At 41.1% G+C, this 26,115-nt stretch carries 21 protein-coding genes; 4 read left to right on the forward strand and 17 right to left on the reverse strand.

Annotated elements, in window-relative coordinates; all coding sequences use genetic code 11:
• Positions 1–158: 158 nt before the first annotated feature.
• The 11 genes from L6466_RS13095 to L6466_RS13145 all read right to left on the reverse strand — a co-directional run bounded on the left by L6466_RS13095 (position 159) and on the right by L6466_RS13145 (position 13,287).
• Positions 159–389, reverse strand: a complete 231-nt coding sequence (locus L6466_RS13095; protein WP_237802620.1) for a hypothetical protein — start codon at positions 387–389, stop codon at positions 159–161.
• A 3-nt stretch (positions 390–392) separates the two neighbouring features.
• Positions 393–1,190 (reverse strand): peptide arginase family protein, encoded by a 798-nt coding sequence (locus L6466_RS13100; RefSeq protein ID WP_237802619.1) that lies wholly within the window; start codon positions 1,188–1,190, stop codon positions 393–395.
• A 57-nt stretch (positions 1,191–1,247) separates the two neighbouring features.
• Entirely contained in the window at positions 1,248–4,508 is a 3,261-nt protein-coding gene (locus L6466_RS13105) for a sacsin N-terminal ATP-binding-like domain-containing protein (RefSeq protein WP_237802618.1), read from the reverse strand.
• Between the two features lie 52 nt (positions 4,509–4,560).
• Complete coding sequence (locus L6466_RS13110) at positions 4,561–6,897, reverse strand: DEAD/DEAH box helicase (protein ID WP_237802617.1); 2,337 nt, start codon at positions 6,895–6,897, stop codon at positions 4,561–4,563.
• On the reverse strand, positions 6,891–7,601 hold the full coding sequence (locus L6466_RS13115) for a hypothetical protein (protein WP_237802616.1): 711 nt from the start codon (positions 7,599–7,601) through the stop codon (positions 6,891–6,893). The genes L6466_RS13110 and L6466_RS13115 overlap by 7 nt, the downstream gene beginning before the upstream one ends.
• A gap of 564 nt (positions 7,602–8,165) precedes the next feature.
• Complete coding sequence (locus L6466_RS13120; RefSeq protein ID WP_348535384.1) at positions 8,166–8,780, reverse strand: UpxY family transcription antiterminator; 615 nt, start codon at positions 8,778–8,780, stop codon at positions 8,166–8,168.
• Between the two features lie 183 nt (positions 8,781–8,963).
• On the reverse strand, positions 8,964–9,374 hold the full coding sequence (locus L6466_RS13125) for a type II toxin-antitoxin system HicB family antitoxin (RefSeq protein ID WP_237794376.1): 411 nt from the start codon (positions 9,372–9,374) through the stop codon (positions 8,964–8,966).
• 555 nt (positions 9,375–9,929) lie between these two features.
• Positions 9,930–10,436, reverse strand: a complete 507-nt coding sequence (locus L6466_RS13130) for a hypothetical protein (RefSeq protein ID WP_237802615.1) — start codon at positions 10,434–10,436, stop codon at positions 9,930–9,932.
• A 495-nt stretch (positions 10,437–10,931) separates the two neighbouring features.
• Positions 10,932–11,162 carry a helicase associated domain-containing protein gene (locus L6466_RS13135; protein ID WP_237802614.1) on the reverse strand — a complete coding sequence of 77 codons (231 nt, stop codon included), beginning with the start codon at positions 11,160–11,162 and terminating at the stop codon, positions 10,932–10,934.
• A 495-nt stretch (positions 11,163–11,657) separates the two neighbouring features.
• Complete coding sequence (locus tag L6466_RS13140) at positions 11,658–11,828, reverse strand: hypothetical protein (protein ID WP_237812988.1); 171 nt, start codon at positions 11,826–11,828, stop codon at positions 11,658–11,660.
• Between the two features lies 1 nt (position 11,829).
• Entirely contained in the window at positions 11,830–13,287 is a 1,458-nt protein-coding gene (locus L6466_RS13145) for a hypothetical protein (protein WP_237802613.1), read from the reverse strand.
• A 183-nt stretch (positions 13,288–13,470) separates the two neighbouring features.
• On the opposite strand from L6466_RS13145, the gene L6466_RS13150 reads away from it, so the two are divergent.
• The 4 genes from L6466_RS13150 to L6466_RS13165 all read left to right on the forward strand — a co-directional run bounded on the left by L6466_RS13150 (position 13,471) and on the right by L6466_RS13165 (position 15,314).
• The gene (locus L6466_RS13150; protein WP_255780005.1) at positions 13,471–13,830 is read left to right on the forward strand and encodes a four helix bundle protein; all 360 of its coding nucleotides are present in this window, start codon (positions 13,471–13,473) and stop codon (positions 13,828–13,830) included.
• A 155-nt stretch (positions 13,831–13,985) separates the two neighbouring features.
• Positions 13,986–14,291 (forward strand): hypothetical protein, encoded by a 306-nt coding sequence (locus tag L6466_RS13155; protein WP_237802611.1) that lies wholly within the window; start codon positions 13,986–13,988, stop codon positions 14,289–14,291.
• Positions 14,292–14,580: 289 nt separating this feature from the next.
• Positions 14,581–14,886 (forward strand): hypothetical protein, encoded by a 306-nt coding sequence (locus tag L6466_RS13160; protein WP_237802610.1) that lies wholly within the window; start codon positions 14,581–14,583, stop codon positions 14,884–14,886.
• 122 nt (positions 14,887–15,008) lie between these two features.
• The gene (locus L6466_RS13165; protein ID WP_237802609.1) at positions 15,009–15,314 is read left to right on the forward strand and encodes a hypothetical protein; all 306 of its coding nucleotides are present in this window, start codon (positions 15,009–15,011) and stop codon (positions 15,312–15,314) included.
• 29 nt (positions 15,315–15,343) lie between these two features.
• Here L6466_RS13165 and L6466_RS13170 read toward each other — a convergent pair whose 3' ends face one another.
• From L6466_RS13170 to L6466_RS13195, 6 genes are all read right to left on the reverse strand, one after another.
• The gene (locus L6466_RS13170; RefSeq protein WP_237802608.1) at positions 15,344–15,754 is read right to left on the reverse strand and encodes a YaaC family protein; all 411 of its coding nucleotides are present in this window, start codon (positions 15,752–15,754) and stop codon (positions 15,344–15,346) included.
• Positions 15,755–15,785: 31 nt separating this feature from the next.
• Complete coding sequence (locus tag L6466_RS13175) at positions 15,786–16,292, reverse strand: four helix bundle protein (RefSeq protein WP_237802607.1); 507 nt, start codon at positions 16,290–16,292, stop codon at positions 15,786–15,788.
• 637 nt (positions 16,293–16,929) lie between these two features.
• On the reverse strand, positions 16,930–20,877 hold the full coding sequence (locus tag L6466_RS13180; RefSeq protein WP_237802606.1) for an NACHT domain-containing protein: 3,948 nt from the start codon (positions 20,875–20,877) through the stop codon (positions 16,930–16,932).
• Positions 20,867–21,892, reverse strand: coding sequence for a radical SAM protein (locus L6466_RS13185; RefSeq protein WP_237802605.1), 1,026 nt, complete (start codon positions 21,890–21,892; stop codon positions 20,867–20,869). The genes L6466_RS13180 and L6466_RS13185 overlap by 11 nt, the downstream gene beginning before the upstream one ends.
• A complete protein-coding gene (locus tag L6466_RS13190) occupies positions 21,892–22,296 on the reverse strand; it encodes a hypothetical protein (protein ID WP_237802604.1) in 405 nt (134 codons plus the stop codon). Before L6466_RS13190 ends, L6466_RS13185 begins: the two co-directional genes overlap by 1 nt.
• A 22-nt stretch (positions 22,297–22,318) precedes the next feature.
• Positions 22,319–26,113: a hypothetical protein gene (locus L6466_RS13195; RefSeq protein ID WP_237802603.1), complete on the reverse strand. Its 3,795-nt coding sequence runs from the start codon at positions 26,111–26,113 to the stop codon at positions 22,319–22,321.
• Between the last annotated feature and the right edge of the window lie 2 nt (positions 26,114–26,115).

Consider the following 26,115-nt stretch of genomic DNA (forward strand, 5'->3'; position numbering starts at 1 on the left):
TTTAATCCATCGTTCCGTTGTTCCTGTGAAGCTCGTCAAGCCGCATTAAGCAGCTCGGCTTGCCCCCTCCAGCCACCGCGAGACACTGACCTGTCCTCCCTGTCCTTTGATTATGCTCATATAATTATTTGGCTTCTCCTCCATAAAATTCTCCAACATTATTGGTATTGATTAACCCTCTTATACTTCTCACCCAACTCCAGCAACTCCTTGTACTTCTCCATCCTCCCCTGCTTCAACTCACCAGCATTTACCAACTTTTGCTGATGCTTCCACCAGTTTCTCATGCCTCTTTCCGAATCCACGAACTTCGAAGGCCTACGTTTATTGGCCTTCATAAAGTCTATGACTTCCTTCCAATTAGCACTCCACCTTTCATCCTGCGTCATACATCAATCTATATCTTCTGGAAAAGGAAACTCCTGCAAAGCTTCTATTTCTTCAACCATAATACGTAACACTCTAAAGCCACTGTCCCATCTCTTTTTCATTCCTTTACCCTCCAAACAGTCAGGACTTATCGCTATTGTAATGACCTGTATATTATCCATAGCCTCCTGCAACAGTCTTGCCACCTTCCTGATAAAGCGGTCAGAAAATATCTTCACATGATCATATTCATGGCAAAAGAAAACATCAAGGTCAAAATTTACAATCCATTTCAGATTCTCATTTTCAGATCGAAGTTCGCTCGACCACTTTTCAATCATGTTCTGCCTGATTGCAAAAAGCAAATACAATGGAGATGTTTCCTGGATTCTCATTTTCTCATGTCCCCATCCATCACTATTCGCATCACCTCCATATCCCTGCGTAACAAACACGTTTGTATTAAACCAGTTCGGGCGCAGTTCATGCATTATCCGAATGTAGTTATCCCAACTGAATAACCTATATTCCCCCCTTTCATCCCTCATCAAACTGGCAAACTCATCGTAAGCCATTTTAGGATTATTCTTAATAGCAGCAAGAGTCTCGCTATAGTAGCTATCCAACAAATCATAATGTTGGTCAATATGCATAAAGTTGTATAGTTCCTCCGTCTTACACTGTTGTAGCCAACACCATGCAGCATCTCTATGGTTATCCATCACATAGACTTTGCCGTTCTGCCAGAGCATCACGTCATTCTCATAGAATGATGTTTGCTCATAATAGTCCTTCGGAAGTTTTTTTACACATTTTTTCATCGCAGGCTTTTTCCTATAATTATCTTCTACCTATTCCACGTTTTTTCAACAAGCCCCTTATATACTACTCAAAGCATCTTGCGCTTTCTTTACCAGCGTATCAAGCAACCTTTGGAATGGTTCTCCTTTCTCAAATACGGTTGCGCCCATATTGCTGCGATAATCAGAGATTTTAATTTGAACATCGTCTGATCTGTCATCAGCCTCGATTATTTCCTTCATCAATGGACGCAGCGTTTTTCCGATATCCATTTTTACATTAGTGCAGTCCAATATCACCTGTTGGGGTAAAATTGCAAGGTCTTCTTCCTTATGTTCTCGCAAATCAACGCAGCATAAACAGTACTTATCCGGATTCTGACATGCTTTCTTTACCTGATTAGGGCTCATATGAGCAGCCTCGTTAAAGTCCCATTTACTCTTAACCTCGATATAATAGATTTCTTCTAGTGTCTGGTCGTGCCTTTTCACACTGATCACTATGTCCTGACCGTTCTGTCTATTAGACGCATCCACATATTCATCCTTATCTTTTGGATAAACAACTTGAACCACATCATTGTCAATAGCTTTAAGTAGAACTTCTTCAACATGTTCACCTATAGTCTGAAGGTGGGCGAAACGGGCTGCTATAACTCGCTCCTGCTTGATTTGCTTTTGAATCTTATCAATCAAATCTGACATTTTACCCTCCGCAGAGATGTTTGCAAGGTCTTGAAGTTCATTATCATCAAGGTCCATAAGGGCAAACAGACTTTTCTGGGCCTCACCACTCTTCATATTGAAAGTATATGTAGCCTTCTTCTCTTCAACATGACCAAACAATTCTTTCCAGTCTGTTCTTTCTCCCAGTTTCAGAATAATCTCTCGAAGTATCTTTGTAAAATGCTTCTCACCCTTTTCACTCATATCATTTTCCAGTGCCTCTTGTATCTTGCTGGCTATATCTTTGGACGTTAGAGCAGATAGTTCAAAATAAGGCGCTAATTCTTTGCAAATCCAATCATCAAGGAGATCTTTGTTATATATCGTCTTATAATACCTCACAAACTCTTCTGGAACCCCATCATTTTTGCATAAATCCTTCTTCAAGCACAGCACATCATGCCAATTAGGTATTACACCATAAGTATCCAACTTATCTACATATTCTTTATCTTTAATGACAGCATATTCCTTTAGGAAACCAACAACCCAATTTTTATTCAGGGCTACCCATTCCTTATCCTTCAGACTCAATTTCATCAGACTATAATCACGCATCAAGTTGAATGCAGCCGAATAGAAGTCATCCTCTTTTTCTTCTATTTTCTCCTGATACCTCTGTTTGAACTCTTTGTCGAACAAAGTTGGAATAAAATGCATCAAACGACCTCTGATATTTGTGAAATCAGTTTGAGATGTAGCAGAACAGAAATTGATGAGTGCGGTAAGCTTTTCATCATCCAATACATTAGGTGTATTGGGGTTCATATACAAGCCTCTCCATCTCTGCATCGTACCTGTAATGGCATCATGCAGGTTCTTAGGAGTATATTCGGGCACCCCTTCTATAATGCTCAGGCATTCAGTATTAATCATCCTGCTGGCATCATCACCCATCACCACTTTCACGAGGCTATACACCTCATCAGTCATAAAGTCACCATGTCTCAAATCGCCCTTTTTCCTCAGACCTCCCTCTCGGTTAGGAATCAACGCGTGTTGGTTTACAAGCGATAGATTACCACTCGCTTTCAGAAACTCTAGGAACGATTTCAAATCATCAGAATTCTCCTTGATAGTCTTACATACATCCTCTACCGTAATAAAGAACTCGCTATTCTTACCACAATCCCATTTATCGATGGTTTCCGACCATTTTATAAGGTTCTCTGATGGCAATAAATATGCATTATTCTCATCATACATCACCTTACTAGCAAATGCTTTCAGTAATGGTTCATATTCCTTTCGCTCTTCATCTTTTAGCTTTGAGTAGAAATCAGGATGCAGCACTTTTACCCTTGGATCGGTGATGGCCTTGTTCCCTTCGGCAGTAGGTATAACCTTCCATTTCTGGATAGCCTCTTTCCACAGATTTTGCAAATCAATATAGAATTGTCTGGTCACCAAATCTTCCGCCTCCTGATTGAAATCCACCTGACACATGGATATATCCAAATTGGCAGTATGATTATCATCGGCATAATACTTCAGCAATGCATTCATCATTTCTTTCAATATCGCCTCGTTCCTCTTTCCTTTCTCTATCTTTGAAGGGACATCTACAGGCAGAAGAATGCTGTTTCGTTTTTCTACCGGATAAAAACGACTGGAATGAAAAATGAAGTTAACACCAAATTGCTCAGTACCTAGCAAATGGAACCATAAGAACAAACTTGGTATATCTTCTACACTACCACATGAAGCAGGATATGGTGGTAATAATATCTTGTCATTACCATCTTCCGTCTCAAGACAGTAAATGGTCATTGGGGAATTATTCGGTTTTGTCTGATCATCTATTATTATTTGATACGAAGACAATTGCCATCCCTCGATATTGTCTAATATCTTCAAAGAAGGACTAGGTATCTTTTTTACCTTTTGGTGTAGGTGGGCATAATCATCAATGATTTCCACCTCCTTGATTCGCTTGTTAATCAGCAGTACCATTGGCATTAATCGGATTGCCCTAGCCAGTTGTCCAGAAGCCTCCTGGTGACAACCATTAAGATTATAGGTAAAACTGGTCCACCTTTTCTCTTCGTCAAGAAATTCAAGTGAGGGGTAAAGGGGCTCCCGCTTATAGGCCTTGTTAACCGCCTTTATCTCTTCCCTCATCTCATTCTTCGCTTCTGTCATATCATCATCGCAAACACATGAGCGGTTAAGTGTGAAGTCCTCCAGCAGCACATATCCCTTAAGTTGTTCCTTGCTCACCATCACCTTATACGGAGCATCTATCGACACAATATTACAGAAAGCATGCGTAGTCATAAACCCAGTGCCATACTGACCTGCCAAATCTGCATTGGGGTTATCTTTCGAACTGTTTTGGTTGACCAACGCCAACAGTGATTGGAACTCAAAAGGCATACCACGATGAGCAAAAACGAGCTTATCATCTTTCAGTACGATTTTGATGGTACAATCTTCATTCTCAGCCACGTCACGTGCATTCTGAGTTAATTCCCAGATTGCACGTTCTCCGCTATTCTCATCAAGGTTCTCGATACCCTGCTTTATCTTCTTGCAATAACCAAGAAGTTCTTGCTCTTCCTTCACTTGTTCCTGATATAGCTCCTCAGGATCCTTCTGTATTTCTTGTTCCATAAAATCTCAGCATCGTCGTCTTTACAAGTTACCACCTCGTGTTTTATAACAATTATTCGTTCAAATAGCGTTTCACAACCTCATATTTTTCTTCATCTTCAATCTCTGTACTGATATGATTGTTGAACACTATCTCCTCTTCACTAATCGAATCAATGCAAGGTTTAAGCCATTCTATGTCTTCAAATTCAAAGCCGTATTTTTGAAGCCATATTTCCATCTCGTCATCTGTGCCATAAGCAATGTAATTAGAAAAAGCGTTGGCTCTAACGTCACCTGTTTCCTCAAAATACAATTTGAATACTGCGCAAAGAGGGTCTTTCAGCGACAGGGAAATAACCTTATCAAGATAGTCATATGTGTCATATATCACCAGATCATACTCCAAGTTCAGCACACTTTCGTTCTTAAACAAAGTTACTGACCTTGCTTTCATATTTGGCAATTGTTGCGCCTGACAAGAATATCGTGCTGTCAGCCCCAACAACTCCCTTTTAAAATCCTCTTCTGAAATCACTCCGTCTCTAAGTTGTTTCCTCAAAGCCCTTCTTTCATCTCTTCTTGAAATAAAAGAGTAGCGCAGCGAAACTATCTCTGCAAACGACTTCCCCTGTATCTTCCACAAGAGGATAGGTATGGCAGTACTCAGTATCGATTTCTCTGCTGTTGTCAGGTCGCGCCGCCTCAACTGCGATACATATATTTGCTGGAATGCATTCTTGATTTGCTTCCTTATCGTATCGTCTATTTTATAATAGGCGGCGGCGGTGATTGGCTTCCCATTGAGCATCAGATAGTCGAGTATAAACTCTATCCATCCCTCGTTGTTCGAATCAACCAGCCTATCTACTTGGACTTGCGTCAAGTTCAGGTTGTCATTAAATGTGTCATTCACAATAGCATCTACCTCATCCTGATAATCGGCAGAATACTCTTCATTGTTTGAATCCAGCAGAGAGATGGTTGAAATATAAGATTTCTCATTAAACCTTTTCTTAAAAGAACCAAGACTTCCCGCTTCTATCACAACATAGCCGTAGTCAAATTTGTCTTTCGCCTTTGACATCCTTCCAGCCCTGCCTATCAGGTTTTTCAAGTCAAGCGCTGCTTTGTTGGGGTTTCCGCTGAACCGATTATTATGTACCCAAACCAGGTCGAATGGCATATTAATACCCTGAATAAGTGTGGAGGTAGAGAAGCAGAGCTTTGCAAAACCCATATTCACAAACTTCTCAATGATGAATCGGGCCTTCAATGGTATGGAGCCGTGATGAATCACGATACCCCGCTTCATATATTCCACCAGTTGTGATCTCTTCTTCGAGGTTGTGCCAAAATAGGTATTCATCTCATCAACCAGTTTCAGAGCCTCAGGGTTCTTTATTTCCCTGCAAAGTCTTATATATGGTTCAAACTCCCTTTCAATAGCACTGTCATAGATGCTCGTTTTCGACACATAAAACAAGCACGAGCCTCCTCTCTTGATTACGTCAGAAACCACATCACCATGATACTCAGCTACTTCTCCATGATCCATATCGTATGGAGAGAAATAAAAGAACCTACCATTCTTGTGGGTTACAAACAGTTTCCCTACGGTATTCTGGTCATATTTCTTTGCGACCCCTTCTCCTAGCTCGTTTTTTACTATCTGAGCTTCAGGATTCTCTATGAACGGGTGGGCAAACACCTTCTTTATTTGAGGATACCTCCTGTTGACACGTCTCACAAACGAATCAAACTTCATTCCTCGAATGCCATCTTCTGTCAATTGAGCCTCATCAAACAAGAAGAGTTGTACGTTTGTCTGGTCAATGTATTTAAACAGTTCATTGCCACGTTCTGGAGTAATTACAAAGATTCTTTTTCTTGTATGTTTGGTGTTTACTATCTCTATGAATGGTAACACCAGTACGTCATTTCCAGTATTGCCGGCTATCTTGCCAATATACTCTGCTAGTAATGCTCTTGACGGGACAACAATAATAGCATCGCCATCAACACCATCAATTAGTTGCTGAAACAGGAAAGACTTTCCTGTGCTCGTAGGTGCCGAGAATGAGAAAACAGCATTTTCCCTAATACACACAAAAGCATCCGACTGTATTGGAGTATATTTTTCTCCCAACACCTCTTCTATCGAAGCAGAAAAAAGACTGTAAACCAGCTCAAAGAGATTCTTAGGCTCACCAGTCTTGTAAAAAAGCCCCATGGTACTCAACAAAGTTGCCTCGTCACCATTAAGCATCTCGGGATGCAGGTCCTTGATTAAAGCAAGCGTCTCAAGGCTACTGCCGTCTACAGGTCCATCTGTGTGAATCCTGCTGATTATCTCCCTTATAACAGGGTGAAAATCATAACCATCTTCAAAGTATTCTGGTTTCAGCATATCACGACAGCTATTAAATAATACTCTTCGTACTGGGCGATTTTTTTCGACGCATCGCTCTCCATTGCGTGTCTGAAAATTAGTTTCTCTTTCTGGGCATGCATAGAAAATGCTGCTGTGAATCCTCTCTTACCTTCATTAACATTAGCAATGACAGGCGCACTCAAGAAAGGATAGAGCCAACCTTGTTCTCCTTGATGTTTGTTTTCGTCTATGAAATCCGATATCTGGTCTGTAGCATCTGCCCATCGTGTGTCTTTTCCACCATATTTTGCTTCGCCATGAATCAGGTTATCTTTATGACTAATCGTATGAAAATCAAATCCAGGATTATTACTCAGCTGCTCCTTCAGTATTTCAGCCAGCGGCAGTCTATAATGGTGGAATAACGTCTCCAAGGCTTGCTGTGCGGAGAACGACACAAGATATTCACCTATTTTTTCGTTTAACCCGCTTGCTACTTTATTTAGTATCTCATTGACAATCTTGTCTATAGTCTTTGGCGCATTAGCTAAAAACGCATCCCGAAAAAATGTGGGTAGCTTGGATATCCAGCTTGTGTCTGCAATCTTTTGGCTTATTTCGCTAACCGCATCCGACAAGTCTCTCTCACCGTTAATTTCGATAACTACACAATGAATCTCACAATTCGGATATACCGAAAAGTCAAAATCATTACTCATGTCAACTTCGCGAAATTTCATAACCTGGCCTCATTAGATACTATCTTCATAATCCTCTCCTATCCGCTGTTCAAAGTAGGTCGATGCATCCACTATGTAATCGGTCATCTGATGCTTGTCTCGCCTGCCTTGGCATTGCTCAACTATTGATTATTACTGACTTAGTTTTTCTGTGAAACAGGTACCCGTTCCCTTCAGGAAAAAATAGGCGCCTCACATCTTGTCTAGGCTGCAAGTCCTGACACATACAGAAGTGAGTGTTTTTCCTTGTTTTTTCAATCTCTCGCCATTTGGCGACTCTATTAATGAGAATTAATGGTTCAATTACATGGTAATTATATGTTCAAAATGATATTTGTATGATTTGATTAAATTTTGCTCGATTTCTGCCTCGTATGAGGCACTCCCCTCACGCTTTAGCGCGAGCATATCTGTGTCATCTGCGCCATCTGTGCGACCTCATCTATTTCTAGACCTTTAGGTCCCTACAATTTTCCAAATCGATTTTCTTAAAATTTTGAGCTCAGCGACCATAGTTACCATCCGTGCCATCCGTGGTCAATTTCACCCTTCAGCCCTCAGCCTTCAGACCTCTTTCAGCAACGAAACGGGCACATACGCTATCGCCACACTCGCTATCCCCTCAATCTCCACGCACACCCTCTTACATCGTTTTATCCGCCTTATCACGCCAGTCACGCCCTCAAACGCACCACCCATGATCTCCACGCGCTTACCCTCCTTTCCTACGATTGTCTCATCATCCAGCCACATCACGCTGTCATCCGTCTTCGAAGCCACCCGCATAAAGTTCTCCATCTGCCTGCCAGGCACCGTCATAATCGTGTGCGCCTCGCTAGCCGTATGGTCCATCATATACCTCAGCGGCTCCAACAGCTCGTTCTTCGCTTTCAGCTCACTTATCCTCTCCTGACAAGAGTGAATAAAGATCAGGTTATTGATAGCAGGCACCAACACCCTCCGTGATTCCACCTCTCCTTGATTCCGTGATTCCACTATCCGGTACGTCATCGGCACGAAGTTCTCTATCCCAAGCCTGTCCAGCTCCGCTTTCACCTTCATCTCACGGGCATACGTCACCCTCATTGGAAACCAAAGATTGGGGTCACCACACATTGTTGTGTCGCGCCCAATCCTCGCCTCAGGCCTCAGCCTACTCCCGTCTTCCGTCTCCATCATATCACTCTGATTTTCAGTCGCTTTATGACTTTAACCACAGCCACCATTCTTGCGCGGCTGCGTTCAACGCCACAAAAATACAAATTATTTCTGACATTGATACAAATCAACCACTTTTTTTACAAAAAAATGAGCCACAAGCAAACTGCTTGCAGCCCATTTCTCTCTTTTCTGCCATATTGTTTAGAATTTCACTAACTCTAGCCTTTCAACCAATCCGTTAAACTTCTCCTGAATCAAGTCCTTTTGTTTGGCACTCGCTTTTGCGAGCCCACTCTTGTACTTTCTCATGAGAGACGGATTAATACCCAGACTCTTTGCTAACTCTGAAGCATTGATAAATGGGAAACTCATAAAGAAGGCTGACATGTCATACCTATACTCCACTTCCTGGTTTTCTTCATACCAATCGGGATAGATACCTTTTTTCTCCTTGTAATAGTCGGCCTGTTCCTTAATTTGTTCCACAAAGTCCTTCTTTGCTTCTTCTTCTGTGAGTCCGTAACCTGTTACGGGAATCACATCTTCAAGTGCATAGATGCCGTAACCTCCGTCACCTGCCTTTTCTATAACACCGACTAACTTCCTTTTCATAATAGCGATTTTGTTGTTGAATTGCTGATTGAAACTTCTTTTCGCCACCCGTGCTCTTCGAGTAGCTTGTAGAATTCACTAAACTTCATAATCTATAATTATTAATTTGTGAAATATAGTGCAAAGGTAACATTTTCGTTCCACCCCCCCCAAAAATATTTTTGGAACAAAATCGTTCCTCGTATACAAATTTAACATTTCAGTCTAAAAAAACAATCAGCCATTTCCTTCTTCCGTGAATTCATAGATTCGTAGTTCCATAGATCCAGCGAAGCTCAGTTCCGTATTTCCTTAGATCCGCATTTCCATAATTCCTGCGAAGCACGCCCTCAGCCCTCCGCCTTCAGCCATCAGCCTTCGTTCTTCCCTCTTACATCTTACATCTTCCATCATAAATCACATCAGCCTTCAGCCATCAAACATCAGCCCTACCCCTCCGTGTGCCACTCACCCGTCCCCCCTGGCTACAAGAGTCAGCCTATCGTATAAAAAATCTGCCCCTGCGACCTTCTCTCGAAAGTTACAGAGGCAGATAGTTCCTTGCTCATAACGGTATTAGTCAAGAATACCATAAATCACCCTGACAGTGTCACTAGTGCTATGTACTAGTACCGCAATGGTTCTGTCACCAATCACACCATAGCCGTAATATGTCGTTTCACCATTTTGGCTTTCCTCTCCATCCTTTGCTAGCGTCATGTTATACCGACGCTCGATTTCAGATTTGATGTAGTTCGCATTGGCAGTGATGTAGTCGACCACCACCATACTCAGCCCTTTGTTGCCTCCAAAGAAACCATATTCTACAGTCACAGTATTCTTGTTGTTGGTGTAGAGCAATGCGTAATCGTTGCTACCCTCCACCAATTCCCATCCAGACATGTAGGCTTTAACATGACCGGCGTTAGCTCCCCAGTCAAAGCACGGCTCAAAGTACTTCATCGTACCTGAAACATCCTGTCCGGGCACATTATCGTCATCATCACCGCCACAGGCCGTGAAGGTGGTACACACACAGCCCATCAGGGCCATCATCATAAACCTTAAAATACTCTTTTTCATAGTGTTTCCTGTCGTTGTACCCTCGGTCAGTCAGTGAGGGTTTATTTTTCGGCTGCAAAGGTACAAAAAAAATAAGAAATCCTTAATAAAATGCGGTTTATATTTTGGACTATGCTAATATAACAAACACTTTGCAGTCATTTGTAGTTACTACTTTTTACTACATAATCAGACTTTTGTTATCACCTCTCCTCTTGTGTCATATCCGTGCTATCCGCATTCGATTTGACCAGATTCTGCTTGATTTCTTGCGTCCCTTCGGTAGCAAGCGAGCAAAGCTCGAGCGCTGCCCGATAGGGCACTCCATCCATTTCCGGACCTTTAGGTCCTTATAATTTTCCTGATCGATTTTCTTAGAATTTTGAGCATCGCGACCCCTCTCACGCTTTAGCGCGAGCATATCTGTGCCATCAGCGTAATCTGTGCGCCCTACTCTCTCCACGTGCCACAGTATAAACCAAGAAAAGCCAGCCCATCGGCTGACTTTCCCCAATCCTATTCATACTGATTCTTCCGTTTATACTCCTCCATCATCTCCATCAGTCTCCCGAAAGCCTCCACCCTCTCAGGCCTCATCTTCCCCGCATTCATCACCTTCCTGTTCGCCTTCACCCAGTTCAGCATATCATGCTCCTCAATCCTATGCCGCGATGGGTTACGATGGTTGGTTTCAACAAACTCAACCACCTCCTTGTACCGTAAGTTCCAACGTTCTTCCTGCGTCATATCCGTTCTATCCGCACCATCAGCGTCGCTTTTGCTTAATTAATTACTTACTTATTTGCTTATTTACCCGCCCTTTTATCTGCCCTTTCACATACACTGATTTTCAGCAAGTTACAACCATTTCGCTTAATTAATTACTTACTTATTTGCTTATTTATCTGCCCTTTTATCTGCCCTTTCACGTACTATTTCTCCCTTCTTTTTGAGTTCTTGCAGTCCAATGGCTAGAGACCTTTGGTCGCTTGGCTAGTCCAAGAATTAATGAAAAATTAATGTTCCAATTACATGGCCATTACATGGTCTTTTTCATGACCGAATGGGTGGATTCCGACGTCCTAAACTGGGTGGGAATGCTCCGATTTCGCCACCACCTCTTGATACCGTTTGTCCCAACGTTCATCTTGAGTCATAGTATAAACTTATTACCTTTAACAAAACAAAACGCTGATTAGCCTCATACTAACCAGCGCCCTTATTGTTTTATACTAATTCTACTTAACAATTAATAACTAGAGCCGAAGCTGATTTGACAGCTTGTCGATTAGCATAGTCACTCTGCCTGATTGAATTTTCTAAATAAGACTTAAATTCTGCCGTGTAATCAGGCTCGAAAACAGTCTGAGAGCTAGCCTCAGCAAGCTCAAAAAATGACTTTGTCTGTTCCATATTAAGCTAAATTTCCATTATACGACTCGAATTTCGCGGGCAAATTTACAAATAAATTTCGTAAATTACGCGATTCTTTATCATAAATAGTTATAAAATTATTATTTTGTTTAAAAATTAGCGAAGCATACGGGTCTCCTGTAGTCAAAGTGCTAGTTGCATCTAACAAAATTATAGAATTTGCCTTACCTAAATTAAAGTCATTTCTATTTGAAACTTCGGTTACCCATATAAACTTTGGTAAGTCTATCCTAAGATATGCCAACTTCAGCAGACTCTGGAAATCCTTGTTATTACATATATACTCCCTATATGACCTGCTCGAAGTAAGGAATGTGCGTATTACGCTATCTGCAGGTGATTTAAAATCCCTTGCAACAAAAAAGTTCGCTATATCGATAGCTTGTTCGGCTGCTAAATATATCTTTTTATGCAATGGAACGATAAAATGAGATATCTCAACGCCATTAAAATAAGGTGTCGGATTGTCAAAAGTATACAATTGATAACAGGGCTTGTTATCATCATTAAATACAAATTCATTTATGCTTTCATTCCACATAAAATAGTCTGTGCCAAAAATGGTTTTCTTTGCAACAATCTGATTCCTCTCTTGTTTCTTCCTACCAATGCATACTATAGCATGACCTATATTACCACCTTCAACTGCAACTGCAAGTGGTAGCCCACTTTCCACATAGCATGTAAACAACTCTTTGAATCTCGGATTCTCTTTTGAATACATCTTACACCCAAAATCCTGTTGCCTTAAAGCCATTGAGATTTGCTGAATACTTAAACCCTGAGAAGGTACAAGCCTCTCTACAGCATGTGACTGTAGTGAGGCCAACAGCGCAGAAGGCATTAATGGTTTATAAAGCGGGTATTTATTTCCAAAATATTCCATTAGAGCCCACGTTGTCGTTTCAGCACAAGTCATATACTCGCTATCCTGCGATGAGTGAGGGAAAGCTTTCACCTTCAGTTTAACCCCCAAGCATGTGGCATTTATTTCCGCTTTACAAATTCTAAAATCCTCTACTGGTGAAAGTTTGGCTTTGGGAGAAATTGCATTTCTTCCGATACATTGGCCCAATGGTCTGATAACCATAAACCCCAGATAATTATCTTCTAGTTCCCTCTTTTCTTTATCGAAGAACTCATTAATTGAAGTAAAAACAGGTTCAAAGAAAGATAACCTAACACAAAACCTGCGACATGATTTCAACTTCGTAGCAAAATAAGAATAATAGCAATCCCTATATACAGCATCCACATATTCTGTCTCAACAACCATTGTCAGATCAGGTTTAAGTGTAGCTAATTGTTCCTTTATTTTCTGAACAAAATCATCAACATGAGCCTTATCATTAACTATAAGATGAATTTTTGAGGTGAGCCATGGCACGACATTACCATCATTCATAAAATCCCTCACTGAAGCCACATAATAATTCATAGTTTTATTTTCTGTTTTAATTTTTCTGCAAATTTACCGAAAAAACAGATAAACACCAAATTATTATTGATATTACCTTCCTTTTTCGTACCTTTGCGCGTCAAAAGAAAAAACTCATGCCCAGACAGCCACGCAAACCATCAAGCACCGCTGGGTAAAGGATAAAGGTTAAAGGTTAAAGATATGTTTTCGTTCGAAAATTTAAGAGTTTATCAAATGGCAAGACAGTTGGTAAAGGATGTTTACCTACTGCAGAACCAGTTTCCTAAAGAGGAACGCTATGCACTGGGGGACCAAGTTCGGCGTGCAGCCACTTCTATTACGGCCAACATAGCAGAGGGCAGTGGCAGGCAATCACCCAAAGAGAAGGTACATTTCATTGAAATTGCTTTTGGCTCAATGACAGAGGTGTTCTGCGAACTGCAGACGGCAAGTGACCTTGGCTATATTCAAACAGAGCAACTTGAAGCATTACGCCCTCAATTTACCGAGGTTGCTAAGATGCTATCAGGCTTGCGTAAGTCTTTAACCGTTAACCCATAACCGTTAACCGTTACGAAGCCACCCTACTCCGCTACATTCATCAGAACCCCGTCAAGGCAGGCATCGTAGAACACGTCAAAGACTATGAGTACAGTTCCTGGTCCGAGTATGACGGAAGCGTAGATTCAGTCTTTCAGATTTGCAATACGCAAACAGTGCTGAATCGTATTCCCTTTACCGAACTTGAAGCCTGGGTAAACGAGCCTCTACCCGAAGACGTCTATTGCCTGGATATTGAAGGCAGCTCTCGCTGCAGGCCCTCAGACGATCAGATTTGGAAACTTATTATAGAGAAAACTGGTGTTACTAATAACAGTGCCTTTCAACAGTTGGACAACAACACCAAGCAACAAGTCTTTCTCGAACTAAAAGATTGCGGCGCCTCCTTGCGACAACTGGAGCGACTCACCGGCATAGGCAAAGGAGTCATCCACCGTATCTGGAATTCAGGGAAACTCTGATGTAGATTTACGTCCTTCATTTTATCAAATCAGGCCACTTTAAGCAGTTCGACTTGCATCCTCATGCCACCGCGAGACGCTGACCTGTCCCCCCTGTCCTCAGAACCGACGAACGAAGCAAGCGCAGAGCCAAGCTCGCTTGAGCTATGCCTTGCAAGGAGGAGGAAGACGATAGTCAATCCCAGTCAAGGCAGGCATTGTTGAACATGTCAAAGACTATGAGTATAGTTCCTGGTCTGAATATGACGGAAGCGTAGATTCAGTCTTTCAGATTTGCAATACGCAGACAGTGCTGAATCGTATTCCCTTTACCGAACTTGAAGCCTGGGTAAACGAGCCTCTACCCGAAGACGTCTATTGCCTGGATATTGAAGGCAACTCTCGCCGCAGGCCCTCAGACGATCAGATTTGGAAACTTATTATAGAGAAAACTGGTGTTACTAATAACAGTGCCTTTCAACAGTTGGACAACAACACCAAGCAACAAGTCTTTCTCGAACTAAAAGATTGCGGCGCCTCCTTGCGACAACTGGAACGACTCACCGGCATAGGTAAGGGAGTCATCCACCGTATCTGGAACTCAGATAAACTCTGATGTAGATTTACGTCCTTCATTTTATCAAATCAGGCCACTTTAAGCAGTTCGACTTGCATCCTCATGCCACCGCGAGACGCTGACCTGTCCCCCCTGTCCTTCAGATTTGCAATACGCAGACAGTGCTGAATCGTATTCCATTTACAGAACTTGAAGCCATCGTAAACGAGCCTCTACCCGAAGACGTCTATTGCCTGGATATTGAAGGCAGCTCTCGCCGCAGGCCCTCAGACGATCAGATTTGGAAACTTATTATAGAGAAAACTGGTGTTACTAATAACAGTGCCTTTCAACAGTTGGACAACAACACCAAGCAACAAGTCTTTCTCGAACTAAAAGATTGCGGCGCCTCCTTGCGACAACTGGAGCGACTCACTGGCATAGGCAAAGGAGTCATCCACCGTATCTGGAACTCAGGGAAACTATGATGTAGATTTACGTCCTTCATTTTATCAAATCAGGCTACTTTAAGCAGTTCGACTTGCATCCTCATGCCACCGCGAGACGCTGACCTGTCCCCCCTGTCCTTAATATTACCTCTTAAGTTTTGTCGTGGAGAACTCACACCATGCCCTATTTTTACTACATTCTTACCATTTATTGCTAGTAATGCTTTTGTCGCATTCATTATGCAATAATAGGCAGTTAATGGTTTCGCCTCAATAGGCAATTTCAGAGAGGCTTCATAGAAATACTTCGCTTGTTTCCATAAAAACGAAGCATCCTTAAACTTTTTTCCAGACTGACTTTTCAACCACAGACTAACGTATTCAAAGGAAGAGTTAGACAACACAGTTCTATACCCATATTGTGGTGCAATATGAGGTTTCATCAACTTTATTGTCTTATTTTCAACTTTTAGTTGCATAGGTTCCTTATTTAATAATTCTATATTTCCCTCAACTATTCAAACGTTTCTTGACCTTCGCAGTAATCGTTATCAATATCTTATTGATACGACCACAATCATGTAGAATCGATTCACTCATCCGTTGATCCAGATATCCGTTATCGGAAAGCATGTGCAACCACGTTTCCGATTCCCGCGACTCTTTCAAGGCTATTGTAGCCTTGGATAAGAAGTCAGCATCACTTTGCGGATGCTGCGCCTCATTCATATTCGCATTGATGCTTGTGGCTGACCTCAACAGTTGCCTTCCCAACGCATCAACAATATCCCTATCCGCCTTACTCAGCTTCCCTTCATTCAAGTACTTGTACAGCCTAATGATTCTACACGAAAAATCGTATGACAAATCTAAAACCTGTGCCTTCTCTTTTTCTGCTTCCGTCATTAGAGGTCGCAATTCACCTTCGAATTTGCGCACCTCTGGATCAACGGATTTACGGAAGTTTGGATTTACGGACTTCTGTTTCCTGTTGTATGATTTAGTTTTTTCGTTCATAATTCGTAAGTTCTTTAATCCACATATCCTTTATTCCATACTTGATGTGTTTCCACCTGCGGGCATTCCGTAGATTCTTAAATCCGTATTTCCATAATTCCAGCGGAGCTTGTTTCCGTAAATTCTAAGTTCCTTAGATCGGAGCTTCATTCCGTGAATTTGTAATTCCCTAGATCCTTGGATCCAGCGAAGCACCTTCCACCCTTTGGGCATCTCCTTAGATCCTTAAATCCGTAATTCCGTAGATCCACAGCCATGCGGCTGCGTTCAACGCCACAAAAATACAAATTATTTCTGACATTGATACAAATCAACCACTATTTTTGCATAAAAACCTCCCTTCCCCATCACACATCAGCCATCATACATCCTCACCTCCAACTTATATCTGTTATCTCCTAACTATTAACTCACATCTTCCCATCCGCCAAATCCATTCAATCCGTGTTCAGACTTCAGCCTTCAGACATCGAACTTTACTGGCACCTCCGCCTCAGCGAATATCAAGGCTCTGGTATTGCCGTTATCAATGCTGCCATACAAAAATTCCCCGAATGCAAAGACGCATTCGAGGAACTGTTAACTCTCCAAGACTACAACAGCCTTACCGATATGAACTTAAGTGATTCTCCTTTTGTCAAGATGGCTTTGGAGTCGCAACATAAAACACATCCTTCTCCTTCTGCACAAAGCGATCTTTAACTGTCGGCACCGTATCTGGTAACTTTTCATTCACCATCCTTCTCTCATACAGATGATGGCGTAACTTGCCATGGAACTTTGACAGGATCATATCAACTACATCTTTTCTCAAATAGAAGAACTGATCCGTCTCATTGATATAATGAACGGATACCATCTCTCCATTTAATAGATACTCCATCGAATCAATATCTAGTTCCAAGCCTACTGCCTGAGAGATTTCTTGATTCAGCAGATATACAGTAGGATACTTGAATCTCTCTTGGCTCCAGCTAGAATAGCAATAACGCGAAAGCAACTCTGGTAGTACATGCTCGTCAGAATATTCTTCTTCTGATTCTAAATGTCTCCAACCCATCTCACCAAAGTATCCATGATGCAAATCAAGTTCTTCATACAAGTCCATACGTGAAGTTTTTTTCTCACTTATGTCTGCAGGTATCAACTGACTAATGCCCGACATATAGATATTACTGTATTTTTCATCTATTCTTTGTTCTAAATAACCTCTCATCAACACCCAATCCTCTCGACTCTTGGGCAGCTTTGTTATAAATAACTTTTCCATCAGCCCGATGTCAGAAGTCTTGCTCCACGCTGGCAATTGACTTACATCCCTTACAAGCAGACTTTGGCTTACAAAAGTCTTCATTACTTTGAGTTTGGGACACGTCGGGTCTATATCCAAAATATCAGAGCGGAAAGTCGATTTATACTCTCCCTTCATCTTGCCGTTTAACATCAACCAGCCATATAGTTCCATAGTAACATACCTACCAAGCTTCTCTCCATAGCTAATACGGTATTCATAGCGATAATTAACGGTCTCATTCTCCTTCTTCTGTATTTCTGCGTAGACATCTTCATCATATCCATAGTCAAGGCATCTTTTAAGCAACATGCCATGCACCTCTTCCGACGTTAATACTGGTTTCCTCCTCCATCCATATTCTATCAACGGTCTTATATGGTACTTCTCAAAATCATAATCATATAGTGCATAGAGTCTGTACTCATCTGTAGGTATAATAGGCCATTCCTCATCCTTGTTCTTCGTCAATATACTCCTATCAAATGTTATTCCTAGGCACTTTTCCCCATAGCTAAAAAGCGTTTCCAGACCATCAAGCAAGAATACAGGTGATGAGGTAGATTTTTCCAAATAGCACTTCAGGTAGGTAACACACTGGATCAAGATATCTTTCTCTTTAACTCTTAAGCCGATACCCACTATCACTGATACAACAGCCTCAATGATGTAAGGATCCTTATTCTTAAGCCCCTCTCCACATATCGGCAATCCTTTTTCTATATCAGATAGCACCATGAAGAATAGTTCTTCAAAGAATTTGTTTCTAAACTCCCTGTCAACAATCCCGCACAGCAACAATGCCAAAACTATCTTATCCTCTACATCATAGCGGTCCGCCCAATATTTGTCTCGGAAAATGGAAAGTGTATGGGCCAGTATTCCGTAACCGGCAAATTTGCAATTCCATAACGAGTCCATCTCTCCAATATTCATATCATTAAAGAACGGCAAGAACAGTTTCAAATGCAGGAGATTACATTGATGATATGTTCTGTCATACAGCCTATTGCACATTCTTTCCTTGGCATCCTTACCTTTCAGTCCGCACGCTATCAGTTTTGCAAAAGCCATTCTTCCCTTTTCTTCAAAGGCTATAATATCCAAATGATCCATGGCAGCAATAACTATTTCGTTTCGTGGCATAAGTTCAAACCACTCTTGACCATATCTCATTGGAACTAAATAGAAAAGGCTCTTAATTATATCTTCTGCTAAAGTATGGCGATTCTCGCCAAAGAATCTGTCATACCCGTCATCAACAAACTGGCAAAACTCATCCTTATCTCTATACTTATCCACAAATGCCTTAGCAATATGATAACCTGCCACTAAGTCATATGAGAATTGGATTCTTTGTTCACCACCCACATTGTCGATCATAAAGCACATACCCTCATTAAGGAAAGCCTCTGTCTGGTCTCCGATAATCGATGCGAAATCATCAAAGAAATTCAAGCTCCGGTCTCCCCTTTCCCATATCATAATGGCCACTTTATTGAGTGCCTCTTCCAGTTTATGCTGTAATAATCGGTTAGGCTTCCCATTAATTGTGGCAATACTCTTTACCAGCTGCTCACTATAATCTTTCATGCAGGTAGCCAGTGTATGGTCGTTCACGTCAAATTTGCCTCTACCTCGATTTGTCACACAGAATATCTTCAACAAAAGCGGATTTGTAAACAAGCTATGCGCAGAAAGTGTATTGGGGGTTATACGGTACTTCCTGAAATATTTTGCTACTGCCACCATCAGATTTTTACGTTCTATGCCAGGCAGTAGTATGGGGTTTTCAGTTTTATCTATACTGTTGCAGCCATATATTTCATTTAAGTATTCTGTCTTTTCTCTACAGGTCGTAATCAGTATCAAGTTATTCCTTTCTCTTATTTTTCTTCTTAATGGCGGCAACTCCTCTCTCCATCTTTTCTCATTTGGTGCTGCTTCATTCAGTCCGTCTATCACTATTGGGAGTTTGCACTGATATAGTTCTCCGAGGTAATCTAACACGTCAAGTGTATCGTTAATAGTACTTCCTGTAGGTAATTGCAGTAACTCTATCAATTTCGATTCGCATCCATCGCAATACCTGAACTTCGACCCTGTCAATAGTATTACTGGTAGTTCTCGGCTAACCATACTTGTTGCTACAGAACAAGCAAAGTGGGTTTTACCATGGCCTGCCTCAGCAAACACAGAGATATCTCTAATCGACATCCTGTTCAGAATATCAAGAACACTTACATTGTCATCGTTTCGTCCTTTGGTAAGAATACTCTCCAAACGGTTAATTCTCTCAACCATTTGGTTGACGCCATAGTCTATTGAACCTAAATCCTTGTTCTTCGCATACAATTCCTTTAGCTCTTTATTCAGCAAATCTACCCGATTGGCTCTCTTTTCGGCATACTCACTTATCAGTTGTCTAACCGGTTCTGCATTCTCCAAGATTTTGTCGTCCTTAGTATATGCCTTTATTTGTTCTACTACATGGTATCTATCTTCAAAATCTTCTGTGTATGCCTGTTTAAATACATCAGTCAGTTTGGGATATAACCATCCATCTTCTATAAATAGCGGTTCTTTTTTATCTTCTTCAACACGACTTACCAGCGAGTCAATCTTTTCTTGAAGCAAGTTCTTCGCCTTCTTGTTATCTACAATTACAAGAAGTGAATCCTCAAAGGTTGTTGGGGTGTGCAGATCTAAGTCAAATTTCTCCTTAAGCACCTCTAATACATCCTTTGTTATCTCATAAAGTTGCTGTAACCCGACATATTCGCCAAAGTAATACTGGAAAATTCCATTAAACGTATTTACATCATCTAAATAGTATCCATGGAATGTTGCTCGATGCCAACTCTCAAAGTTACAGTCATTTTTATTCCCTTTGAGTTGTGTCAGCAACTTCTCCCACTGATCTTCCACAAAACTACCTGGCGTACATACTATCCATAATTTAGTATTGGGTTGCCGTCTTAATGTTGTCTTAAAGCCTTTAACTAACTCGTCAATATGATCTGCTCCAAGGGGCGAATTATCCTCATCACGTGCTCCCTGCCAATATTTTGCCTGCCATCCTATGACATCTCCTTTTCGGTATTTTACACCCCCATGTTTCATGGGCGTATTCAACTCGACATAGAACTCCGAACCTGGTGTGTTATAGAAATAGCTTACTGTTCCATATTGTCCAAAAATTCTTCGGGCAATATGAAAACAGAACTCCTCGAAGTTCTTCTTTCTATCTCCGGACAGTTGGTCTAATTTCCCCCAATCTATTCTAATGTTCATAACACACAGTTACTTCTGGGTAATAAGGGCAGCATCCTCGGCACAGGTCGTGTGCCTTACAATCTGACACTACACATTTATTGGCGTTTTCCTGTCTGAACACTTCAAATTTGTTCAGCCATATATCATAAAAATCATATTCAGTCAGGTTATAGGCATCTCTTCCTCCGCCAAACGAGCATGGAGAGACATTCATCTGATGGTCAATATAGACCGAGAAGAAACCACCTTCACAACTATCAACTAAAGCCGCGTTAACCACAGCATTTCGTAGCAACATGGGCACAAAACAAGCATCAAATCCTATCTTGGTCCGTTTTACATTCTTATTTCCAATAGCTTGCACAAAACTATTTATCTTTTCTCCTTTTCGTATAACATCTGTACTAGCTGCTCTACCTGCAGGTTTATAGGTCAAAAAGATAATGGCATTAACATCCCTGAATTTCTCATGATGGTTTCCATTGACGATTTCAATTGCCTCATCAATATTCTTTGATGACAGCACATAATGAACATTGGCTTCAATGCCATGCTTGGATAAAAGAGCTAACTTCTCCTGTTGTATATCATCAACTGTAATAGCCGATATGGCAACAGCACCCACTTTTCCTTTTATCCCCTTACATATATCATCTGTAAGGTGGATTCCGTTAGTCGTAAAGTTAGGCACAATGCCTCTTTTCACAGTCTCATCTATAATGGTTTGGAACTCGGGGTGCTCCAGTGGTTCGCCACCACCTAATGCTACCTGAAATACATTTCCATATTTGGGATGATTCATAGCATCCAACACATGGCAATAGTCCTCCGTACTCATCCATTCTTGATTATTTCCACTATTCCGATAACAGAATGAGCAGCCTTTTGTACAGTGATTAGAGATGGATATATCAGCTAATTCCGGTACGGGTGCAAACGATGGATTATCGTTAACACTTTTACCCCACCTCATGGTAATCCCCGTTGTCTTATCAGCCAAGAAGTGATAATCGCCAATGTATCTTTTTATCATCAGTACTGTTCAACTTGTGTTGCGCCGAAGCCTGGCAACATGGTACTTATTTTCTTTTCATAAATCATTTCCCCACGAATATAATTAAACAAATCCTCTTCATCCATCAGCAGAGGGTCTGTATTATCGCCATTTTCTTCAAGAATCTGCTTCGTGATACATGTGCCGTCATCATCTGCGAACTCCATCAAATATGAATATATTTCGTGATTATGTAGATAGTTCACAGTTCCCTTCTCAAGCAAAAGATCCCTTAATGCCCGAGCCATTCTTAGTGCGCCTTGAGTCAAAGACGACTCTGACCTCTCATAATTATGTATGAAGGTATTCACAATACCCACATCCATTGTAACAATAAAGCTCACTGAGCTGCTATTCGTTACGAAACCTGTTCTTATCTTCATAATTTATACTGTTTTTTCTTGATCACTCCTCTTCATCATTCAGCGTCCAATTACTGTTTGGCAGTCTACCGGGAAGCATAATGCTCTCCTCAAATTTCTTGGACCGATCTCTACAATTCTGTAAATGCCTTATTTCTAGTTCAGCCCACGAACTAACATCTCGGTTTTGATGCTTCGTCAGTGGCTCAATCAATTTCACCCTACTATCATAAATCGTCACTGGGCCTGCAAAAGTACCAAGTTTGTCGCTTAATGCAGTCCGCACCATTTTATCGCTCCCATAATCATCAATGAGGCTCAGCACTGGTTCCGACAAGCCATTATCCCCTAATAGTGGTGCCAGTGCCATCAGCCTATATGGTCCAACTTCAACATGTTGCCTACACCACTCCATAAGTTTAGGAAGGTTTTCATTTCGGAATATTATAGCGGGGAATTGGTTGCGAATACTGCTAAACCCAAAAATAAAGTAAAACTTCACAAAGTTCCTCTCATCTTCTTCCGCCGACATCAGGCTGGACATTTCAAGCCATGCTATATCAAAATATTTATCAAACAACACCTGTAAAGCCCTCTCAACCTCATATTTTACAGAAGTCTCGCCCGATGTTATGATGTAGTTAAAAATCCCTTTTGCAACCACTTTGGCCAAATCTTCCCTTCTATTGTTCGAAAGTAGTGTTATTACAATGTGCGAATAGTGATTGTTCGAGATAAGGGTTGATACAGCATCTGCCCGTATTATCATTTCGCTTTCAAATAGGCTGTCCAGCTCTGGATGTTTTTCATATCCGCCCAGATACTGCGACATAACCATATGAAGAACCATCTCAAATGAATCTGGCAGTTTCAAAACCCTTTCAAGGAAACCTACTGCCTCTGGTGTTGAAAGTCTATCTATCCTCGAAAAGCTCCAGAACGTAATAAAGTAGTCTTTGGCAACTACTCCCTGCTCAACCAACTCAAATAGTCTGTCCATATAGGGATGGTCAAAGGGATAGTTCCTGATGGCTATTAGCGAGAATAGCAGCCACTGCTTTCCTTTTTCATATGTCAGAAGAACAATCTTGGCAAACACATCTTCATCCACTTCTTTAACGTAATAGACAAATATGCTGTTCGCCCTTCCTTCCAGAACATCTATTGATTCTGATGCAAATTGTATTTGTTCCTCTGGTGTATTAAGTGTCGCTAGTTTCGTGGCAAAGGCTTGCGGAAGAAAAGTCAGGCTGTTATATATACCTTTCAGTGTTTCAGAGTCATATAGTTTCTTTTCTGCCATTTCCTCTGCCAGTGCTTCGTATTTCTCATCTACCACCTTGCGGTGCTCATCTTCCGACATTCCCCAATAGTCATTACTCTCATAATTCTCCACTCTGGCAAAACGTGACACAAAATCATTTTTTGTCAAAGCATTAATCAACTTCTCTATCCTTTGTAGGTGCTGTTCATTGTTTTGAGTCTCTTCATCTCTTCTTGCATAATGAAGCACCTTCAACAAATCGTCCCATTGATAATTTAGCATAGCTGCCACCTTTTCCACTCTTGGCATGATAATGTCAAACATATCAAAAGAATTCAAGGCTCGGAAGTTCGTAGCCAGCATTTTTATACACTCTTCCTTATAAAGGGTATCACCATCTATTTCCTGTTCCAACAAATCCAAACATCCCTTAATATATTCTTCATCCTCCCCTTCATTACGGGGTTCGTAGAATGGGTATTTCTGTTTTCCAATCGTCACTTCGCCTCCATAGTGTATAAAGTCTGTTGTCCGAAGTGCCCTGTCTATAGATTTCATTATAACAGGTTTCGTCTCCACGCTATTATATTCAGATCTTAAGAAAGACAACCTATCTGCCAACGATACAGAAGTCGATGGCAAACGGACTGGGAACAGAGAGGAAAACTGTCCCGTAGCGTTGTTTGACACATGCTCCACTTCCGAGCACCCTAACAGCAACAAGAGCTTAGCAGCTTTTGAAAATGTTTCGGGTTTATAGCATAACTTTGTAAGTGTCCATACTATCTCCCTGCGCCCTTCTCTTAGTTTCTTTAACTCTTCTAAACCTAATACGCATAACGACTCGTATAGGCTATCACATATTGCGTCCGGTACAATTTCTACGAGTGAACGATATATTTTTGATCCTACTCTGGTGTTAATTATTTCTTTTTGGGTTAATAATCTTCCCGGCTTCAGCATTTCCTCGAACAACCCTTTTACTCTGTTGTTGCCCTCTAAGTTGCTTATCATTTCGAAGAAAGGCGGTATTAAGTTGCCTGCCATTCCAACTTTCCCAAGCGTTAAAATAATATTCTCCAACTGCGTAGCACTGCACTTTGCAAACCATTCATTCGTCAGTAGCCTGGTTATCGCTGGCGAGCGAAAACGAACATACACGCCAACTCGTTGCATCAGTCTGCGTTCAAGATACTGCCTTATCAAGTTATCGAACTTATTAATAATTACAGTATCATCGCCATTCAGCCCTGTTATGTTTTTATTACGTGCAATTACTTCTATCTCTTTATGAGCATCGCCTTCATATCCAAGGTTCGAAAACAAGGATAGCGTTTCGGCAATTATCCTCTCGTCGCTCCCTTCATATGCTGAAAGAAGGTTTGCAATTAGTTTTTCATTATTAAAATCACGTATATCTCCACTCTTTATCACACCATCTATTGCCTGCACTGCCATATACGGATTCCCGCTGGCAAGCTCCTTTATTTGGACACTTACTTCATCTTGTTTACCATAGAGGTTTGCTATGATAGCATCTACCACGTCTTCGTATGCGCATTCAAATATGGAAACATAGTAATCAGTGTCTATCCTCTTTTCTGCGACATCCTCAAAAATTGCATATACTCTATTCTTGGCATTTTTCCGTTTGTAAGTCTTCAAAATCTTCTCAAACAGGTTATTGTCACAATTATCAAGAATTAGGATAGCAGATATTTGCTTTTCAAAAATACTTGTGGTAGTTTTAACGACTCGGTCATTTGATGCGAGGAGGCAGTCACAATACAACTTTGGAACTTCCGTTGTTTCTGCAAGGATTGTTTCAAGGACAAGTCTTGTTTTACCAACGCCATTCAAACCAAGTATCCTCAGTATACCATTATTATCAGAGATTGCTTGCTTAATGTTTATAAGGTTCTCGTTAAAAATAAATTTCTTCTGAAACCCTAATTCTTCTGCCACCTGTTCACAATCTTCATACGGCAAGAATTCTTCATGGATATGCTTCAGGGCTGCCTTTGCTGACTTACGGATTGCCCCCTTAAGGTCATCTACCAGCTCTTTTTCGACTTTCTCTAAATTTGGAGCATTGTTGGCAGTTAAACAAAAGGTAATAGGCCTACGTTTATGGCGTATATCTATCGGACGCAAATAATCGTTCTTGCTAACATTACCAAAAACGGTATTGGCGACATGAATCACCTGCTTAGAATCTAAATGTCCATCTGCCCTGCCCAGCTCATACATCACGTTCTCGTTGGGGCGCTCTCTTAAATCAGGTTTTTGGTTAACCCATTTCTGTATATTGTTGAACTTCTTATCCACAGAAATATCCGCAATAAAGATGTGACACTCGTCATTTCTTTTTAGACAAGTAGCTATCATATCAGGAGTTCCAGGTTCCCCTCCAGTTCCTTGCTTGACTTCAAAGACAACATCTTTTAGGTCTCCTTTCCCCTGTATCTCATTAACAGCCTTGTTAATACACGACAAAATAAACTCTTTATTATTGAGTTTATCAGTCTTTGATGACGACTGCCAAGAGAAAAAAATCTTCAATACGTTTTTCATAC

Source organism: Prevotella communis, assembly GCF_022024175.1.
Lineage (GTDB): Bacteria > Bacteroidota > Bacteroidia > Bacteroidales > Bacteroidaceae > Prevotella > Prevotella communis.

What these genes read in the sequence shown, in the direction of transcription:
- L6466_RS13095 (WP_237802620.1), bottom strand. Translation starts at nt 389, where the DNA reads ATGACGCAGGATGAAAGGTGGAGTGCTAATTGGAAGGAAGTCATAGAC.
- L6466_RS13100 (WP_237802619.1), bottom strand. Translation starts at nt 1,190, where the DNA reads ATGAAAAAATGTGTAAAAAAACTTCCGAAGGACTATTATGAGCAAACA.
- L6466_RS13105 (WP_237802618.1), bottom strand. Translation starts at nt 4,508, where the DNA reads ATGGAACAAGAAATACAGAAGGATCCTGAGGAGCTATATCAGGAACAA.
- L6466_RS13110 (WP_237802617.1), bottom strand. Translation starts at nt 6,897, where the DNA reads ATGCTGAAACCAGAATACTTTGAAGATGGTTATGATTTTCACCCTGTT.
- L6466_RS13115 (WP_237802616.1), bottom strand. Translation starts at nt 7,601, where the DNA reads ATGAAATTTCGCGAAGTTGACATGAGTAATGATTTTGACTTTTCGGTA.
- L6466_RS13120 (WP_348535384.1), bottom strand. Translation starts at nt 8,780, where the DNA reads ATGATGGAGACGGAAGACGGGAGTAGGCTGAGGCCTGAGGCGAGGATT.
- L6466_RS13125 (WP_237794376.1), bottom strand. Translation starts at nt 9,374, where the DNA reads ATGAAAAGGAAGTTAGTCGGTGTTATAGAAAAGGCAGGTGACGGAGGT.
- L6466_RS13130 (WP_237802615.1), bottom strand. Translation starts at nt 10,436, where the DNA reads ATGAAAAAGAGTATTTTAAGGTTTATGATGATGGCCCTGATGGGCTGT.
- L6466_RS13135 (WP_237802614.1), bottom strand. Translation starts at nt 11,162, where the DNA reads ATGACGCAGGAAGAACGTTGGAACTTACGGTACAAGGAGGTGGTTGAG.
- L6466_RS13140 (WP_237812988.1), bottom strand. Translation starts at nt 11,828, where the DNA reads ATGGAACAGACAAAGTCATTTTTTGAGCTTGCTGAGGCTAGCTCTCAG.
- L6466_RS13145 (WP_237802613.1), bottom strand. Translation starts at nt 13,287, where the DNA reads ATGAATTATTATGTGGCTTCAGTGAGGGATTTTATGAATGATGGTAAT.
- L6466_RS13150 (WP_255780005.1), top strand. Translation starts at nt 13,471, where the DNA reads ATGTTTTCGTTCGAAAATTTAAGAGTTTATCAAATGGCAAGACAGTTG.
- L6466_RS13170 (WP_237802608.1), bottom strand. Translation starts at nt 15,754, where the DNA reads ATGCAACTAAAAGTTGAAAATAAGACAATAAAGTTGATGAAACCTCAT.
- L6466_RS13175 (WP_237802607.1), bottom strand. Translation starts at nt 16,292, where the DNA reads ATGAACGAAAAAACTAAATCATACAACAGGAAACAGAAGTCCGTAAAT.
- L6466_RS13180 (WP_237802606.1), bottom strand. Translation starts at nt 20,877, where the DNA reads ATGAACATTAGAATAGATTGGGGGAAATTAGACCAACTGTCCGGAGAT.
- L6466_RS13185 (WP_237802605.1), bottom strand. Translation starts at nt 21,892, where the DNA reads ATGATAAAAAGATACATTGGCGATTATCACTTCTTGGCTGATAAGACA.
- L6466_RS13190 (WP_237802604.1), bottom strand. Translation starts at nt 22,296, where the DNA reads ATGAAGATAAGAACAGGTTTCGTAACGAATAGCAGCTCAGTGAGCTTT.
- L6466_RS13195 (WP_237802603.1), bottom strand. Translation starts at nt 26,113, where the DNA reads ATGAAAAACGTATTGAAGATTTTTTTCTCTTGGCAGTCGTCATCAAAG.